Source organism: Hoylesella loescheii DSM 19665 = JCM 12249 = ATCC 15930, from assembly GCF_000378085.1.
Classification (GTDB): domain Bacteria; phylum Bacteroidota; class Bacteroidia; order Bacteroidales; family Bacteroidaceae; genus Prevotella; species Prevotella loescheii.
This window is the reverse complement of record NZ_KB899210.1, coordinates 84977-101749: the sequence shown is the minus strand read 5'-3', so window position 1 is coordinate 101749 and position 16773 is coordinate 84977. Positions and strand designations below refer to the sequence as shown.

Below are 16773 nucleotides of genomic sequence, written 5' to 3'. Positions count from 1 at the left end.
TATGTTTGAATTAAAATCGGTTGCAAACTTAGAACAAAAAACGCATAAAACAATCATTTGTATTCATAAAAGAGTTTAAAATGATGGAGAAAAGTTGTTTTATCAGTAACTTTGTAGTTGAACAACATAAACTACATTAAAAAGACGATACACAATGAACAAAGTTATTATAACCAACGTTACCGACCCAGTTTGCCCTTGGTGCTGGGGAGAAGAGCCCTTTTTCAGAAAGTTAGAGACCCATTTCCCTAACCTTATCACGTGGCGAAATGTGATGGGCGGACTTGTTGAGGACATGAACAAGAACAAACCGGCCGACATTGACTCCCTCACCTATTATAATAAGGAGAACAAAGACTTCATAACCCACTGCTTGGAGACAGCCGAGAAACATCACATGCCTATTAAGGTAGAAGGATTTAATCTATTTTCCGAAACGGAAAATTCGTCGTTTCCCCTCTGTATCGCCTTTAAGGCGGCACAAATGGCTGATGCCGAAAAGGCCGATCTCTTTCTATACAACTTACGTGCGGCTGCTATGGCTGAGGCCCGACAAGCCATATCAGAAGCCGAACTCATTGCCATTGCCGACGAAAGTGGTATTGATATCGCTGCATTTCTCGATCCATTGAACGATGGCTCGGCCGAAAAAGCTTTCTGGCAAGACGTAGAAGAGGCCAAAAGTCTCAAGGTGGAGGTATTCCCCACCTTCGTTTTCGAGTACGAAGGCAAAAAGATGCCCCTCAAAAATTTCCGCGACTACAACACCATGGCTGCCATGATAAAGGCTGTTAGTGGTGGAAAGCTACTGCCACAAGCCGTTAGTTTCTCGCCCGAAGCCTTATTCGAGCTGATGGAAACGCATCCCCGACTGGCAGCTGAAGAGGTGAAAGAGGCTTTCGACTTTGCCGACCTACAAGCCATGGAGGCAGCCATCGCTCCTCTTTTGGCCACTGGCGACCTGCTAAAACAGCCTACTGACAACAGCTATTTCGTAAGAAAACCTGCCAAAGGCATGGCATGCGACCTAACAACAGGCATCTGCAAATAGCCTGAGACGACATGGACAAAGCCTCTGTTTATGCACGATAAGAAATGAGGGGAATGTCATAGCACTAGCAAGACATCCCCCTCTTTCTCAACATTAGCAAGCCACCACCCCACTCCACGCTAGCTTAGGCTTGTCAGTCGCACTTCATCTAAACAGACATTAGCACACTTTCCGACAAGTATTAGCATTGCAAAAAAACGCAACCAGAAGCGTTAAATAACACTAACAAATGAGGCGTTTACAAACAAGGTTCGTTCTTTTGCCGTATTTTTGCAAAGCAAATAATAGCGCGAAGCAAATCAAACACGCGCACACTAGTTGCCAATAGGCACGAACAAACATTTAGCACATGAATTGTAACAAACACATCAGACGTATTCTAGCATGGATGTTCATCGTAACATTCATGTCGGTGTTTGCTATCAAAGACTTTCATGTGCACGAAGAGCACCCTTCAAACGTTCATCTCACTTGCGACGGAACCACGAAGACCTTCAAATCATCGTGCTTTATTTGCGACTTCATCATGCATGAGGCTAGTACACCAACGCTGCAAACCTATCAACCCGCAGTATTTGCCACTATCCTTACGCCTTATATCTTCACCGAACAAGTTGTTTACCGACACATTGAATCGGTAAATAGCCATTCGCCGCCAACGCGCGCATAAATTATTCCACACCCATTACACCCTTATTGTATCTATTTGATGGGACAAATGTGTCTTTTCGAATAGGCATCTTGGGTTACATTCACATTTTTATCACAGGAGACCGAATCATGTTCGGTCACTCCTCCAATCAGTAGTTATACACTGTTTGGCTTGTCGTGCTGCAACTATAATCTATGGCGCACGTAAGCCAACACCCCTAATCGTATGGTAAAAACAACTTTTCTTTGCATCGCATTCGCTGCGTTCACCGCATCATGGGCTTCTGCAAAGGTTTCAAAGACAGAACTACCCGTTTCGCTAAGTCAACAAGCCGACACCACAAAGACAAAAAACAACAATAAAAACGGTAAGTCGGAACTTGGTAAAGAACACAACATCAACGAGATTGTTGTAACAGGCGTGCGACAGCAAGCCAGCGTAAACAGCGTAAGCGACAAGATAGGCGAAAACCTGATAGACCGTTCCATGGGTAAATCGCTCGCTTCCATCCTCGAACATGTTAGCGGCGTAAGCTCCATCCAGACGGGTACAACGGTGGCCAAGCCCGTTATCAACGGCATGTATGGCAACCGAATACTCATCGTTAACAATGGAGCACGACAAACAGGACAGCAATGGGGCGCCGACCATGCTCCCGAAATAGACCAAAATAGCAGTGGTTCTATTGAGGTTATCAAGGGTGCAGAGTCTGTAAGGTATGGCTCTGAGGCTCTCGGCGGAATTATCGTGATGGAACAAAAGGCATTGCCTTACGGGCAGGCTGGCGTTTCAGGACACCTACGAACGCTCTACGGCAGCAATGGCAAACGATATTCTGTTGTGGCACAAGCCGAAGGTACTATACCTTTCAGCAACTGTTTGGCTTGGCGACTGCAAGGAACCTACGCCAATTCGGGTGACCAAAGCACGGCCAAATACTTGCTCAACAACACTGGTTATCGCGAACACGACTTCTCGGCATCATTGGGTTACAAGTACAACGCCCTCAAATTGGAAGGCTATTACAGCATGTACAACCTAAAATTGGGCGTTTTGCCTAGTGCGCAAATGGGTAGCGAAGACCTGCTTAAGCTGCGCATCGAGCTCGGTCAACCCGTGGAAATCTATCCATACAGCCGTCACATCGACTACCCTTTTCAGCATGTTGTTCACCATACGGCCATTGGCAAAGCATCTTTTGATGCGGGCAAGTTCGGCATTTTCTTATGGCAGACAGCCTTTCAGCACGATGACCGCAAGGAAAATCGCATCAGAAGGATGAATCTCTCGAATATTCCAGCGGTGAGCCTGTACCTTACCTCGTTTCAAAACCAATTGAAATGGAATCTGACTTACAACAAATGGAATACCGAAGCAGGCGCATCTTACTTGCACATACGTAACCGCAACCAAGGAGGAACGGGCGTTGTGCCGCTTATCCCCAACTACACCGAGTACGACTTAGGCATTTACGCCATACAGAAGTATCGCAATGAGAATTGGACGGCAGAGGCTGGCGTACGCTTTGACAACCAAGAAACACGGGCATCGGGTTACGATTACACGGGCAAGCTTTATGGCGGGCACCATATTTTCAGTAACTTCTCGTATAATCTTGGCACTAGCTATCGGCTCAACGAACAGTGGAAACTAACCTCCAACTTAGGTTTGGCGTGGCGTGCACCACACGTTCACGAGCTTTATAGCAATGGAAACGAGCTGGGATCGGGCATGTTCGTCATAGGCGACTCAACCATGCACTCCGAACAGAGCACAAAATGGGTTACATCACTATCCTATCGCTCTGCCTTTGCCGAAGTTCGGGTAGACGCCTATCTGCAATGGATAAATGGTTACATCTACGATCAGCCAGAGAGAGGAAAATATATCACGGTGATTTCAGGTTCTTATCCGCTGTTCCAATACAAACAAACCGACGCCTTTTTCCGCGGGATAGACTTCGATGTACGCCTAAAACCCATGCATCACTTGGAGTATCACCTGCTATCTGGCCTTATCTGGGCCAACGAAAAGCGAACAGGTAACTACCTGCCTTATATTCCTTCGGCACGCTTCGACCACGACCTAACGTGGGAAGACATCCGCGTAGGAAAAGGTAACGCATGGTTGCAATTGAAGCACAGGCTGGTTTTGAAACAGACGCGCTTTAATCCCGCAAGCGACCTCATCGACTTTACACCTCCCACATACAACCTCTTCGGGGTTGAGGCAGGCATTGAATGGCCACTTAGCGAACGGAATAAGTTACGCATGCTGTTGGCTGCCGACAACCTCTTTAATAAAGAATATAAAGAATACACCAACCGCTCGCGTTACTACGCTCACGATATGGGGCGCGATGTACGATTCTCCATTGGCTGGTTCTTTTAAAAAAACATAGACAATTAAACAACAAAACTAATAAGGTTATGAAAAAGAATTTCTTTAAATCAATGCTGGCATTATCTTGCGCCGCATTCTTCGCACTAGCTTTCACTGCTTGCAACAACGATGTAGACACCCCCATAAAAGAAATAGACCACAAGCTACACGAAGACCCCGCAAAGGTTACAGTACAGTTGGTTCAAGGACACATGCACGCCAATTGGCTTTATGTTGACACGGAAGGAGGGTTCCACCAAGACTCTGAATCGAAAGCCAAATACTTGAAACGCATCCAAGAAATAACCTACGAAGTAAAGCCTGGCAAAGGATGGACACTAGCAGAAGGCAGTGCAGACAAATTCTATGTGGTGAAAGCACATGATTATAGCGAGAAAAAAGGGTTCGAGAATCCCGCCCCCGTTTACCTCTTGTTCATCAAGTACTACAACGCCAAAGGCGAATATATAAACGGACAATTTGTGACGAATGGTCAAGATGCTATTCACCAACACTTCTTTACGGTTGAAAACGTGAAAGAACTGATGAGTGGAAAGGAAATAGCCAGTAAGCTCAACACCCCCGACTACATCGATTATAAGTACACAGACACAACGCCTTGGGATAAAACAGTGAAATACGACGACGCCAAACTAACAGGAACCACTAACCCCATTGGGCTTAAAGGGGTGATGAAATTCTTAAAAGACGATGTAACAATGGACCTCCGTATCAGACTCTATCATGGATACAAAGGTAAGAAAGATCCTCGGACGGGTCAATTCAGCCCCTATTATCGTTTCTCACCAACGCAGTTACAGCAGGGCACATGGGATATAAACTTCACGGTTCCTGTGGTGGTGTATGCAGATAGGGAAGATTACATCGAAGAAGAAGCCTTTAAGGAAGACATGGACATTGATAATTTCCCGGTAAATGGTTTCAAAAATGATGTAAGTAACAAGTTGATCAACCGCATCATGAAAGCCTTTAACCTCTCGTGGACCGAGGCTCTTCGTGATTATCACACGTCTATTTTCACAACAGCGCCACATGACTTAGGTAAAGGTATTTGGCTGTAAGCCTTGACATGCCTTATAGACATGCACCATTATAAAAATAACGTGCGTTTCGTTTATATCGAAACGCACGTTATTTTTTATTCCCCAACATAGAAACACGTTATCAGGGGATAACCTTTTTATATCTTTTTCTGCGTCTGTCTCAACGCTAACATGTCCTTAGGTATGCTCGCTTGTATCTCTTCAACAAGCAAGCTGCGCAATGTTTTGCGGATAAAGTTTTTACCAGTTATCATCACTATCTCACGTGTTGGCACGGGAATGGCAAAGGGACGCACAAGCTGCTTATGGGCGTCGTCTAGCTGATAAACGGCCAATTCGGGTATAAAGGTGATGCCTTTGCCACTTTCAACTATACGCATAAACGTCTCGATGCTACCCAAGGTGTAGGCTTTCTTGGAAGCTGATGCCGCTTTAAGGTGGCAAAACTTCACCAATTGGTCGCGAAAGCAATGCCCTTCGTCAAGCAACCACAGATATTCGCCCGTTAGGTCGGCCGTCTTGATGCTCTCTTTGCTGAATAACGGGTCGCCATCGGCCACGTATGCAAAAAACTGTTCGTAGAACAACGACATGCTATCAAACTCTTCTAAGCCCTCCAATTGCGCCAATATGCCTGCATCCACATCGCCACGCACCAAAGCCCGCTTCAAGTCTTCGGTCTTCATCTCCACGATGCGCACATCCATATCGGGATATTTGTTCATCAATTGGGGGAAGAAACGTGGTATAAGATAGGGTGCGATAGTGGGCAATATGCCGATGGTGAACGTTCCAAACAACGAGTGTTTTTCTTCTTCCACCGTTTCTTTAAGTTTTCGTGCACGTAGCAACACCTTCCATGCCTGTTCCACAACCAATCGTCCGGTTGGCGTAGGGGCGATGGGCTGACTCTTTCTGTCGAATATTTTCAGCCCCAACTCGTCTTCCAGCTTCTGCACCATCGAACTAAGCGTAGGCTGTGTAACGCCACAATGTTCGGCTGCTTTCGCGAAATGGCGAAACCTAAACACCGCCATCACGTATTCAAGTTGTTGTAAAGTCATCTAATCTATATTTTTTCCGTGGTACAAAGTTACTACATATTGATAACAAAACCAAAGCTTCGTGCAGATTAAGACACTGTATTTAAACAACTCTATACCCTACTCGTAGACATGACTTCCATTCTTCTGACCTACATTCCCTCATCACATCTCTTCCATATTCTAACCTATCAACTCCCCATAAAACCGCTTTGAAGATGCTTGCACAAACCCATCGAACGGTTACAGCTAAGAAGTAACCCTATTCCATGTCAACTGGACTGCTGTTCCATATCAAATGGAACAATGTTCCAGTTAACATGGAACAGCAGTCCATATAATAGATAACACGGCGAAAGCAGATAAAGCTGCATTCTAGTCCTTATCAACGGCACCACGATTGATAATAAACACCAACGAAAAGGCGCACCAATTTCGTTGCCGAAACTTGGTGCGCCATAACTAATGCTAAATATCCTGGCTCACGCCAGTAAGAAAACTTATGGTTTATTTTAACTGTAAGTGGCCGCTTTCAACATTACCCGAACCACGTATGCTCTTATTCAAGCTTTTGGCCACACCCGCAAGTTTGATTGTTCCCGAACCAAACACTTCACAATTAACGTCACCTGCGTTGTTAAGGTTTGCCCCGACGTCGCCTGACCCCTTAATAGAGAATTGCATTTTGTTGGCTTTAAGTTGTTTAAACTTGATGTCACCAGAGCCATGGATACCGGCAGAAGCACGCAGACATTCTACCTTTCCAAAGTCAATGTCACCCGAACCGCTGATAGAAGCCTCCAACTTATCGCAGATAACATCCTTAAAATCGATATCGCCAGAGCCATTGATAGACACTGTTAGTTGGTCGGTGTCAACACGCCGGTTAGCTTCGAAGTCACCCGAACCCTTTATTTCCAATTGCGTTAGGTCAGGTGATGTAACATAGATGTCCACATCGTCGCTCGATGTAAAAAACATTCGGCTACGTCTTGTTGCCCTTTCTATATATAATGTTTCACCACTTACACGTAAAACCACGGATGCCACTTCAGCTTGTGGGCCAACTAGCTTCACCACGTTCTTATCTCCCTGCACGAAATGTACATCATAAGGCGTAGACATCACAATGCGTTTAAAGTACTTTAAGCTCTGTTGGGTGGTAACTTTCTTCTTACTGTTTGCTGCAAATACACGGGTGCTTGAAGTAACTAACACGCCAACCGCGAGGATTGCAGATGCGATTAACAAAATTCGATGTTTCATATTTACTATCCTTTATAACTTGATTAATACAACCTTTAGACGCATCGACGCGTCGTTTGGTTGCAAAGCTATGAAAAGAAGTACATAAAACTAACGTAATGATGGCAGAATTAACATACAGAAAGCAAAAGTCCGACAAACAAGTAGCCATTGAAAGCATTTTTAACAACGCACATAGGCCTCTCCGAAGTCTTTCGCATCATTTAGTCAAATTTACTAATCATAAGCCGAAGCTTATGCCCATGATAACCAAAAAAAACGTAACTTTGCAGTGAGATGACCATCAGTAAAGCGAAAATAAAGTACATACGCGCGCTGGAAGCGAAAAAACACCGCGATGCAGAAGGCGTTTTTGTGGCCGAAGGGCCTAAAGTGGTGGGCGAACTGCTCGCCACAATGCCTGCCAAACTGCTCGTGGCCACGCCTCAATGGCAAGTACCTGTTGCCTTGCATGCGTCTACAGAGCTGATAACAGTCAACGACGACGAATTGCAGAAGCTAAGTTTCATGCGGGCGCCACAACAGGTTATGGCCGTGTTTCCTAAATTCTCCCAACATGGAGACGTCCTAAAAGACTGTGTGGAAACGAACGAGCTCACCCTGATGCTCGATGGAGTACAAGACCCTGGCAACCTAGGCACCATCGTAAGGCTAGCCGACTGGTTTGGCATTCGTCATGTGGTGTGCAGCCTCGACACAGCCGACGTGTACAATCCCAAGGTGGTGCAAGCCACGATGGGTAGTATCGCCCGCGTAAAAGTGAGCTATACGCCGCTCGAACCCTTGCTTGACGCCCTCCCCCCATCGTTTCCTGTATATGGAACATTGCTCGATGGCGACAACATCTATGGGCAACAGCTCTGTGCGCACGGCATAATCGTAATGGGAAACGAGGGTAAGGGGCTTTCGACCAGCGTAAGACAACGTGTAAATCACAAGCTACTGATACCCCATTTTGCAACAGGCGAACAACGGGCAGAAAGCCTTAATGTGGCCATCGCCACAGCCATTGTGTGTGCCGAGTTTAGAAGGCAAGGCGCACAAAGGTGATAGTCGCATATAAGAAAAACGGACTTGACAACAGGGAAACAGTCTCGCCGACCCGTTAACTCGTCAACTTGCCAACTTAAAAAAGAAACCCTTTAAAAAGATATAAACATGGAAACCGAACTCATTAAAGACAGGAGCCTATCTAGCTGCATAAAGACAGCCAACAATCTCCTTGGCGTTAACTTCGCCAAAACCATCAAGGGCACATGGCTACCCGCCTTGCTCATTGCCATAATGACGGCTATATTAGGCTTCTCAATACTGCAAAGCCTATATTCCTTTTCGCCTACTGTATCCGAGTACGACCTCTTCCCCATGGTGTTAGGCATCGTGTCGTGGTTGGGCAGTATAGCCCTTTGGGCCTATTTTTTCGCTTCGGTGGTAAACCTTGTTAGCGAAAGTAGCTTTAAACAGAACCTTCGTCGCTCGTTTGCCATCACTGCCGTAGAGTTGATTTTCTATCTCGTGATGATGGCTATTGGTGGTGTTATAATCAGAATGGTAGTGATGAGCTATATCAACAAGCCACTTACACCCAGCTTCTTTACGCTTGTTGGTGGCATTTCGCTCGCATGGATATTGCTAACGGCTCTACTCATGGTGCCTTTTAGATATGCAGAGATGCGTTATTTGCTTTCTCCCACGGGTAGCTTACGTCGCAATCTGATAGCCTATTACGTGTCAGGCGTAAGGGGAAGCGGACTTCTTATTGGCTCAAGTTTCTTTACCGCGTTGGCATCAATATGCTTAGGACTTGTTATTTTCTTGCCCACCATTATTCTCTTGGGTGCTAAAACGTCGTCGTTGATTGGCGAACTAACCTTGAATGATCCTTCAGGATTGCCCACTTACTTTAATGCGCTGTTCATTGGATCGCTTGTTCTCACCACATTTATATTCATGATGGTGATGGTATGGACGGTGTTCGTATTTTATTATGCCTACGGTTCCATCGAACATCGTAGGCAAATGAAAAAACAAAGACAAGTAGCAACAGCAGAATAAGGTGCAGAACAAACCGCACACAAAAAGCCCGGAAGGTGAACGAACACCTTCCGGGCCTTTGTATTTTAAATAAATGTATGGCCGTTTTAGAACTTGTAAACGATACCAGCACTCATCACTGCTTGGTTGTATCCACTTGCAATCTGATACTTCACTTCGCCATTAAGATACAGGTCATCGGTAAGTTGGAAGTCAACACCACCACCTAAGTTAACACCTAGTCTGCCATCGGTGTCTGTACGTCTGGTTGTAACCAATTTGCCACCTATATATTCAGGAAAATCATAGCTTCTAGATGCGTTTACATAACCCAATCCACCTAGAGGATAAGCAGCAAACCTATCGGTGATATTAAATAGATAGTGCAAGTTGGCGTTAATATCCCAAAACTCTAATCCATTCTTTTTGAAGTAGTAGTTAAAGTTACCATCAGCACGGAATTGGTCGTTAATGTCGTAACGAGCTCTAACGCCAATACCCAAGTTGGCTACATCAGTACCATATAGTGTGTGAACACCAACTGCAAATTGTGCAGACGCAAATGCGCTAACCATAGCAAAAGCTGCTACTAAAAATAATTTTTTCATCTTCTCTATTACTTTTTGATAATTAATTTTCCTCAATCGCCACACTAAAATGTAGCATTTAAGGTGAGAATAATCTCGATTAAATCTATTCTGATTATCTATTTCTCTTTCTAACCGTGGGCAAAGATAGATAAAAAAAACATAACCCATGCGTTTTTATGTAAAAAAACAAATACAAATATCATAAAAAAATATGATAATATGTCTACAAACGCAGCAAAAAGCCTATGTACAAAGGAGATATAGACAATGACATGCCTTTTATGTTACCATACATTTAGAACAACTTATCGGCAGATTATGTCCCCAAGAAACCTCAATACAGACATCAAAAGGCGTCAAAACAACCTATGAGAAGTTATTCTCCAAATAGGTATCGTGTTTATTTTGTAGTCTTATCAACTTGCACTACCTTTGCATCAACTTAAAGAATAAACGAAAAATGACATATCCCATAGAAAGGGTTGCAACGCTTATCGGGGCACAACGCCAGGGTAATACCGAGGCGCATATCAGCTTTGTGCTCACCGATAGTCGCTCGCTCTGTTTTCCCGAAGAAACCTTGTTCTTCGCTTTGAGGTCTAACAGAAATGACGGACACAACTATATACCCGAACTTTACCGTCGCGGGGTGCGTTGTTTTGTGGTGGAAGAAGTGCCGGAACGTGCTGCCGAACTATTCGGCGATGCCAATTTCTTATGCGTTAGTTCCACCCGACAGGCCTTGCAACAACTTGCCCAACGCCATCGGGAGGCATTCGATATCCCCATTGTGGGCATAACGGGTAGCAATGGCAAGACAATGGTGAAAGAATGGCTATACCAACTGCTCTCGCCACAAATGGTTGTGACGCGAAGTCCACGCAGTTATAACTCACAAATAGGTGTTCCGCTTTCTGTTTGGCTGCTCAACAGCCACTCGCAACTAGGCGTTTTCGAATCGGGCATCAGTCAAAAAGGTGAGATGCAAGCCTTGCACGACATCATTAAGCCAACAATCGCGGTGCTAACAAACATCGGTTCGGCACACGAAGAGAACTTCTCCACGCCAGAAGAGAAATGTCGCGAGAAACTAAGACTCTTCGAGGGGGCCGAGGTAATGGTATATAACGCCGACGACGCACTAGTGACACACGTGCTAAACGAGACAAATAACGGGGGACAACATCTGGCTTGGTCTACAAAAAGCCCCGATGTCGCCATGTTTGTGACGAAGATTGACAAGCAACCTACCCACACAACCATACATTATATATATAAGGGGGGTGAACCAGCAAGTTATTCGTTACCCTTTATCGACGAAGCCTCGGTGTGCAATTCCATTATCTGCGCAACCGTATGCCGGTATCTTGGCCTCGACGCAAATACCATTGGCGAGCGTATCAGCAAACTCGAGCCAGTGGCAATGCGATTGGAAGTAAAAGAGGGGCTAAATGGCTGCACGCTCATCAACGATTCGTACAACTCGGATATCAACTCGCTTGACATCGCTCTCGACTTTATGAACCGCCGACCCGACCACAATGGGCAGCAGCGAACATTGGTGTTGAGCGACATTTTGCAAAGCGGTCTGCCCGATGCAGAACTGTATCGCGAGGTGTCTAGTTTGGTCGAGCAGCGCGGTGTGCAAAAGTTCATCGGCATAGGACCGAAGATTTGTGCCAACAAAGGTTGTATTGCGTTGGCAGAGCAACATTTCTTTGCTTCGGTAGAAGAGTTCATACGCAGTAGCGTTTTCAAGGGTTTGCATAACGAGGTGGTGCTACTTAAAGGCGCACGAAGCTTCGGTTTCGACCAATTAACCGAACTAATGGTGAAGAAAGTGCACGAAACCACGCTCGAAGTGAACCTCAACGCCATGGTAGATAACCTAAACTATTACCGCGCAATGATGCATCCCAACACCAAATTGGTATGTATGATTAAGGCCGACGGCTATGGTGCGGGGGCCGTAGAGATTGCTAAGACCCTGCAAGACCATCGTGCCGACTATCTGGCAGTTGCTGTAGCCGACGAGGGGGCCACGTTAAGACGCAACGGAATAACGAGTAACATCATGATCATGAACCCCGAAATGACGGCCTTCAAAACCATGTTCGACTACGATTTGGAACCTGAAGTGTACAGCTTTCGCCTATTGGAGGCCCTTATTAAGGCTGCCGAGAAGGAGGGTATCACGGGATTTCCCGTACACATCAAGCTAGATACGGGTATGCACCGCTTAGGGTTCGACCCGGAAAAAGACGTCCCACGCCTGATAGAACGCCTACACAACCAGAACGCTTTGATACCTAAGTCGGTGTTTTCGCATTTCGTCGGGTCCGATGCCGACCAGTTCGACGATTTCTCACAACAGCAGTTCGAACGCTTCGATATGGGTAGCAAGATGCTACAAGCGGCTTTTGAACACCACATTCTACGCCATATTGATAACTCAGCAGGCATCGAACATTTCCCGCAACGTCAACTCGACATGTGCCGATTGGGGCTAGGCCTGTATGGAATTAACCCTCGAAACAACGCCATCATCAACAACGTGAGCACCCTGCGCACAACAATTTTGCAACTGCGAGAGGTAAAGGCGGGCGACACCGTTGGCTATTCGCGACGCGGAACCATCGATCACGACAGCGTGATAGCGGCTATTCCCATTGGATATGCCGATGGATTGAATAGGAGATTGGGTAATCGCAACGGTTATTGCTTAGTAAACAACCAACAAGCGGAATATGTTGGCAATATCTGCATGGACGTAGCCATGATTGATGTGACAGGAATTGACTGCCACGAAGGCGACAGCGTGGAGATATTCGGCGACAATCTGCCCGTAACGGTATTGTCTGATGCACTACAAACCATACCCTACGAGGTGCTTACGGGTATCAGCAATAGGGTTAATAGGGTGTATTTTCAAGATTGAACAACAACAAAAGAACCGCATTATGTTACTTATCATCGATCCTAACAACGACTTCGCAGACAGCCGCGGCAGTCTTTATGTGCCTCATGCCGACAAATCCATTGAGGCCATTGCCCAATATATAGCAGAGAACGACCCTGAGGCCATCGCCATTTCGCTAGATACCCACCGCCGTTATCACGTAGGCCACTGTGCCTACTGGCAAGGCGAAGGTGTGAAACCCTTTGCCAATGTGCACGCCGAAGATGTGGAACGAGGAGTAATAACACCCACATTTGCCCCCAAAGAGCAGGTTCTAAACTATCTTCGAGCCATGGAAAGCCAAGGCAAGGCACATACATTGTGGCCCGAACACTGCCTGGTGGGCTCTTGGGGATGGGCTTTACCCGACGTTTTGGTGCAAGCCATAAGCGCTTGGGACAACCTTCACCATGGTCAACGCCCTCTACACGTTTACCAAAAAGGAGAGTACGCCGACGCTGAGATGTTTTCTATCTTCTCGTATGTAAGCGAACCTACACCCAACGAACACGGAAAGCAAGTGCTAGACCAATTGGCGCAATACGATGAAGTGGTTGTTTGTGGCTTTGCAAAGGACTATTGCGTGGCCGAATCGGTGAAAGACCTGCGCAACGACCCACGTTTCGAGGGCAAACTGCGCTTTTTCGACGCAGGAATGGCAGCAATCAACCCGCAATCTGCCAATCTCGCCGTTTACGAAGACTGTATCAATACGTTCGGTGCAAAGAGGGTTTAAAGCGTTTAGGTTGTTCAACAGTTGGGTCTTTTGGTGTCAACGCCGTGCCATTTAAGCCGTCCAAGCCTACGTAAAAGGACTTTCGCCAGTATGATTTGTAAGCAAAAACGTCACGTCAAACTTGCCATTAACGCTGAAAAGTAGTACCTTTGCCTAATGATATTCTACTTCTCGGCCACGGGCAACACCCTTTGGGCCGCACAACAGCTGTCAGAAAAGACGGGCGAACGCCTTGTTTTCATACCCGATGCAATGGAAGGGCAATGCCATTATACACTTGCAGCGGGCGAACGTATAGGCTTTTGCTTTCCCGTACATGCTTGGCGGCCTCCAGTTTTAGTACGTCGCTTCATCGAAAGGCTAAGCTTCACTAACGCAGAGGGACATTATTGCTTCGCTCTTTGCACCGCTGGCGACACCACAGGCGAGAGCATGCGCATCTTCCGACAGGCTTTGGCGCAACGTCCGCTGCACTTAGATGCCGTGTTTTCGCTGCTCATGCCCGAGAGTTATGTGGGTTTGCCGTTCATGGATGTAGACACTATCGAAAAAGAAAGAGAGAAAAAGCATCAAGCCCAAATACATCTGGCAACCATCGTTACACAGATTATCGAGGCTCAAAGAGTAGAAAAAGAACCCAATGTGGGACGATGGCCACGCATAAACAGCCGTGTTATAGGTGAGCTTTTCGAACGAAAGCTCGTTAGCGACAAGGCTTTTCGGGTTGAAACAAATCGTTGTGTGCGCTGTGGCATCTGTGCTGAAGTGTGCCCAACTGCCGACATCGACGGCGGAAAGGGACAGGAGCCGACGTGGAAACACAACGGCAGCTGTCTCACATGCTTTGCTTGCTACCACCATTGTCCACAACATGCCATCGAATTTGGCAGACAAACCAAGAAGAAAGGACAGTATTGGTACGGCAGGAACCAACTATAACTAATACCATATACTTATTTAAAAGAATTAGAAAATGAAAAAAACGGTACTTATTCTCATCACATTGCTATGCCATTTAGCAAGTTTCGCCTCCAAGGGATGGCCCTACCCCATCACGGTTAGCCAGCCCGACGGCACTCAACTGACAATTCGCATCAACGGCGATGCCAACTTTAACTGGGTATCCACACTCGACAACGTGGTACTGAAACAAGTTGGCAACGGTTATTACATTGCCAATATCGATGCTAACGGTATGCTCACATCATCGGGCACATTGGCTCATGATGCCGATAAACGAAGCTCTGCCGAACAATCACTATGCAAGAAGCAAGACGTTAAGGCTTTTCTTACCGTTAACACACAACCAGAACGCCTCGCTGCCACTCGCGGATTCACTCGCGGTAACATACCTAGTTTCTTCCCCCATACTGGTTCGCCACGCGCCATCGTGCTCCTTGTGCAATTCGCCAATAGGCCTTTCAAGGTTCAACCGCGCAAGGCTTTCAACCAATACCTTAATAGTATGGCCCCAAGGCACCAAGACTTCGGAAACGCTGAAAACCGCAACACGGGTAGTGTTAAGAAGTACTTCAGCGACATGAGCGGTGGAAAATTCACCCCACAGTTCGACCTTTACGGTCCAATAACCATGTCGAAAGGGGCTGCTTACTATGGCAACGGTAGCTCTTCAATGGAAAATTACCGCGAGTTAGTGGCCGAAGCCTGCACCATGATGGACGATTCGCTAGACTTTTCAAAATATGATGCCGATAATGATGGCAACGTAGACCTTGTTTATGTTATCTATGCAGGATATGGCGAGAGTGCCTCGAGCTTAGATTCTACACTTTGGCCGAAAGCATTCGTTTGTGGAACAGATATTAAGAAAGATGGAAAATACGTGCGACTCGCTGGTATCAGCAACGAGTTGAACTACCGACCAAATTCAAAAATCAATTCAAAAAGTGGCTTGGCCATCAACGGCGTAGGACTTTTCTGCCACGAATTTTCGCATTGTATGGGACTGCCCGACTTCTATCCCACAGTAAATTCACAATGGACCACTGCCGGTGGAGAACGTGATTTAGACGCTTACGACAACCAAGGCATGGAAGATTGGGACGTGATGGACAATGGTATATACATGTATGATGGTTATTCGCCCACCGCTTACACCGCATGGGAACGCGAAAAGATGGGCTGGATAACCATCGAAACGCTTACCAAGGAAGGGAAAGTAGAACTAAAAAGCATTGATCAGGGCGGAAAAGCCTATCGAATAAAGAACGACAACAGGGCCGATGGCAAGGAATACTACATCGTAGAGAACATTCAAGCCAAGGGATGGAACTATAAATTGCCCGCATCGGGTATGATGGTGAGCCACGTAGAGTACGACCCACGAGCCTTTTCGGTGTTCTATGGGGGCGACAACTCAGTAAATAACCTGAAAAAACACCCCCGAATGACCATCGTTCCTGCCGATGGTTACCTGCCCTCTTCTTATCGAAAGGTATCAAATTCAAGCGCTGAGACTTGGCCCCACATCAAGGCAGACCAATACAAAGAACAACTTGCGGGCGACCTTTACCCAGGAAAGACCAATGTTCAACGCCTTACCGATGCACAAGGGCTAGTGAACTATGCACCGTGGACAGGTGGAATGCTTAACAAACCCATCTATAACATCATGCTGAAAGATGGTATCGTTACCTTTGATTTCCTTAAAGATCAAATGTCTACAGGCATTCAACAGCCCGAAATGGACATGGAGAACGGCAACAAGGAGAAGATTTACACCATCGATGGCCGCTACGTAGGCACCAACCTCAAAGCTTTGCCCAAGGGCGTTTATATAATAGGTAAGAAGAAAGTGGTGATTAGCAAGTGAAAGTAGTTAGCTAACGAGTTAAAACGTTGACCGGTTTACAAGCTTACGGGTTAACAAAATTGCAAGCAAACAAGCTTATAAGTTAACCAGTTGACCAGTTTACACATTAGCAAGTCTATTAGGTCTATGATTTTCTAGCTTACTGGTTTGCCTTGTTTACTAG

At 46.1% G+C, this 16773-nt stretch carries 13 protein-coding genes; 10 read left to right on the top strand and 3 right to left on the bottom strand.

All coding sequences use genetic code 11. The features are described from left to right. Positions 1–154: 154 nt before the first annotated feature. The 4 genes from F453_RS0100370 (at position 155) to F453_RS0100355 (ending at position 5167) form a co-directional block, all read left to right on the top strand. Complete coding sequence (locus F453_RS0100370; RefSeq protein WP_018966217.1) at positions 155–1051, top strand: DsbA family protein; 897 nt, start codon at positions 155–157, stop codon at positions 1049–1051. Positions 1052–1400: 349 nt separating this feature from the next. Further along, positions 1401–1721, top strand: a complete 321-nt coding sequence (locus tag F453_RS0100365; RefSeq protein ID WP_234398254.1) for a hypothetical protein — start codon at positions 1401–1403, stop codon at positions 1719–1721. 207 nt (positions 1722–1928) lie between these two features. Beyond that, positions 1929–4094, top strand: coding sequence for a TonB-dependent receptor (locus F453_RS0100360; RefSeq protein WP_018966215.1), 2166 nt, complete (start codon positions 1929–1931; stop codon positions 4092–4094). Positions 4095–4132: 38 nt separating this feature from the next. Then, a complete protein-coding gene (locus F453_RS0100355) occupies positions 4133–5167 on the top strand; it encodes a hypothetical protein (RefSeq protein WP_033404069.1) in 1035 nt (344 codons plus the stop codon). A gap of 119 nt (positions 5168–5286) precedes the next feature. Here F453_RS0100355 and F453_RS0100350 read toward each other — a convergent pair whose 3' ends face one another. Further along, on the bottom strand, positions 5287–6213 hold the full coding sequence (locus F453_RS0100350; RefSeq protein ID WP_009235244.1) for a hydrogen peroxide-inducible genes activator: 927 nt from the start codon (positions 6211–6213) through the stop codon (positions 5287–5289). 486 nt (positions 6214–6699) lie between these two features. Beyond that, positions 6700–7458: a head GIN domain-containing protein gene (locus tag F453_RS0100345; protein ID WP_018966213.1), complete on the bottom strand. Its 759-nt coding sequence runs from the start codon at positions 7456–7458 to the stop codon at positions 6700–6702. Positions 7459–7734: 276 nt separating this feature from the next. Here F453_RS0100345 and F453_RS0100340 point away from each other — a divergent pair, with 276 nt between their 5' ends. Then, a complete protein-coding gene (locus tag F453_RS0100340; RefSeq protein WP_018966211.1) occupies positions 7735–8508 on the top strand; it encodes an RNA methyltransferase in 774 nt (257 codons plus the stop codon). Between the two features lie 108 nt (positions 8509–8616). Next, positions 8617–9513 carry a hypothetical protein gene (locus tag F453_RS0100335; protein WP_018966210.1) on the top strand — a complete coding sequence of 299 codons (897 nt, stop codon included), beginning with the start codon at positions 8617–8619 and terminating at the stop codon, positions 9511–9513. An 86-nt stretch (positions 9514–9599) separates the two neighbouring features. On the opposite strand, the gene F453_RS0100330 is transcribed toward F453_RS0100335, so the two are convergent. Continuing rightward, positions 9600–10100, bottom strand: coding sequence for an outer membrane protein (locus F453_RS0100330; protein WP_025789847.1), 501 nt, complete (start codon positions 10098–10100; stop codon positions 9600–9602). A gap of 442 nt (positions 10101–10542) precedes the next feature. Here F453_RS0100330 and F453_RS0100325 point away from each other — a divergent pair, with 442 nt between their 5' ends. From F453_RS0100325 to F453_RS0100310, 4 genes are all read left to right on the top strand, one after another. After that, positions 10543–13020: a bifunctional UDP-N-acetylmuramoyl-tripeptide:D-alanyl-D-alanine ligase/alanine racemase gene (locus tag F453_RS0100325; RefSeq protein WP_018966208.1), complete on the top strand. Its 2478-nt coding sequence runs from the start codon at positions 10543–10545 to the stop codon at positions 13018–13020. 22 nt (positions 13021–13042) lie between these two features. Next, positions 13043–13777: a cysteine hydrolase family protein gene (locus F453_RS0100320; protein WP_018966207.1), complete on the top strand. Its 735-nt coding sequence runs from the start codon at positions 13043–13045 to the stop codon at positions 13775–13777. 156 nt (positions 13778–13933) lie between these two features. Next, positions 13934–14716: an EFR1 family ferrodoxin gene (locus F453_RS0100315; protein ID WP_018966206.1), complete on the top strand. Its 783-nt coding sequence runs from the start codon at positions 13934–13936 to the stop codon at positions 14714–14716. 34 nt (positions 14717–14750) lie between these two features. Further along, positions 14751–16610, top strand: coding sequence for a M6 family metalloprotease domain-containing protein (locus F453_RS0100310; RefSeq protein ID WP_018966205.1), 1860 nt, complete (start codon positions 14751–14753; stop codon positions 16608–16610). Positions 16611–16773: the final 163 nt, after the last annotated feature.

What these genes read in the sequence shown, in the direction of transcription:
- F453_RS0100370 (WP_018966217.1), top strand. Translation starts at nt 155, where the DNA reads ATGAACAAAGTTATTATAACCAACGTTACCGACCCAGTTTGCCCTTGG.
- F453_RS0100365 (WP_234398254.1), top strand. Translation starts at nt 1,401, where the DNA reads ATGAATTGTAACAAACACATCAGACGTATTCTAGCATGGATGTTCATC.
- F453_RS0100360 (WP_018966215.1), top strand. Translation starts at nt 1,929, where the DNA reads ATGGTAAAAACAACTTTTCTTTGCATCGCATTCGCTGCGTTCACCGCA.
- F453_RS0100355 (WP_033404069.1), top strand. Translation starts at nt 4,133, where the DNA reads ATGAAAAAGAATTTCTTTAAATCAATGCTGGCATTATCTTGCGCCGCA.
- F453_RS0100350 (WP_009235244.1), bottom strand. Translation starts at nt 6,213, where the DNA reads ATGACTTTACAACAACTTGAATACGTGATGGCGGTGTTTAGGTTTCGC.
- F453_RS0100345 (WP_018966213.1), bottom strand. Translation starts at nt 7,458, where the DNA reads ATGAAACATCGAATTTTGTTAATCGCATCTGCAATCCTCGCGGTTGGC.
- F453_RS0100340 (WP_018966211.1), top strand. Translation starts at nt 7,735, where the DNA reads ATGACCATCAGTAAAGCGAAAATAAAGTACATACGCGCGCTGGAAGCG.
- F453_RS0100335 (WP_018966210.1), top strand. Translation starts at nt 8,617, where the DNA reads ATGGAAACCGAACTCATTAAAGACAGGAGCCTATCTAGCTGCATAAAG.
- F453_RS0100330 (WP_025789847.1), bottom strand. Translation starts at nt 10,100, where the DNA reads ATGAAAAAATTATTTTTAGTAGCAGCTTTTGCTATGGTTAGCGCATTT.
- F453_RS0100325 (WP_018966208.1), top strand. Translation starts at nt 10,543, where the DNA reads ATGACATATCCCATAGAAAGGGTTGCAACGCTTATCGGGGCACAACGC.
- F453_RS0100320 (WP_018966207.1), top strand. Translation starts at nt 13,043, where the DNA reads ATGTTACTTATCATCGATCCTAACAACGACTTCGCAGACAGCCGCGGC.
- F453_RS0100315 (WP_018966206.1), top strand. Translation starts at nt 13,934, where the DNA reads ATGATATTCTACTTCTCGGCCACGGGCAACACCCTTTGGGCCGCACAA.
- F453_RS0100310 (WP_018966205.1), top strand. Translation starts at nt 14,751, where the DNA reads ATGAAAAAAACGGTACTTATTCTCATCACATTGCTATGCCATTTAGCA.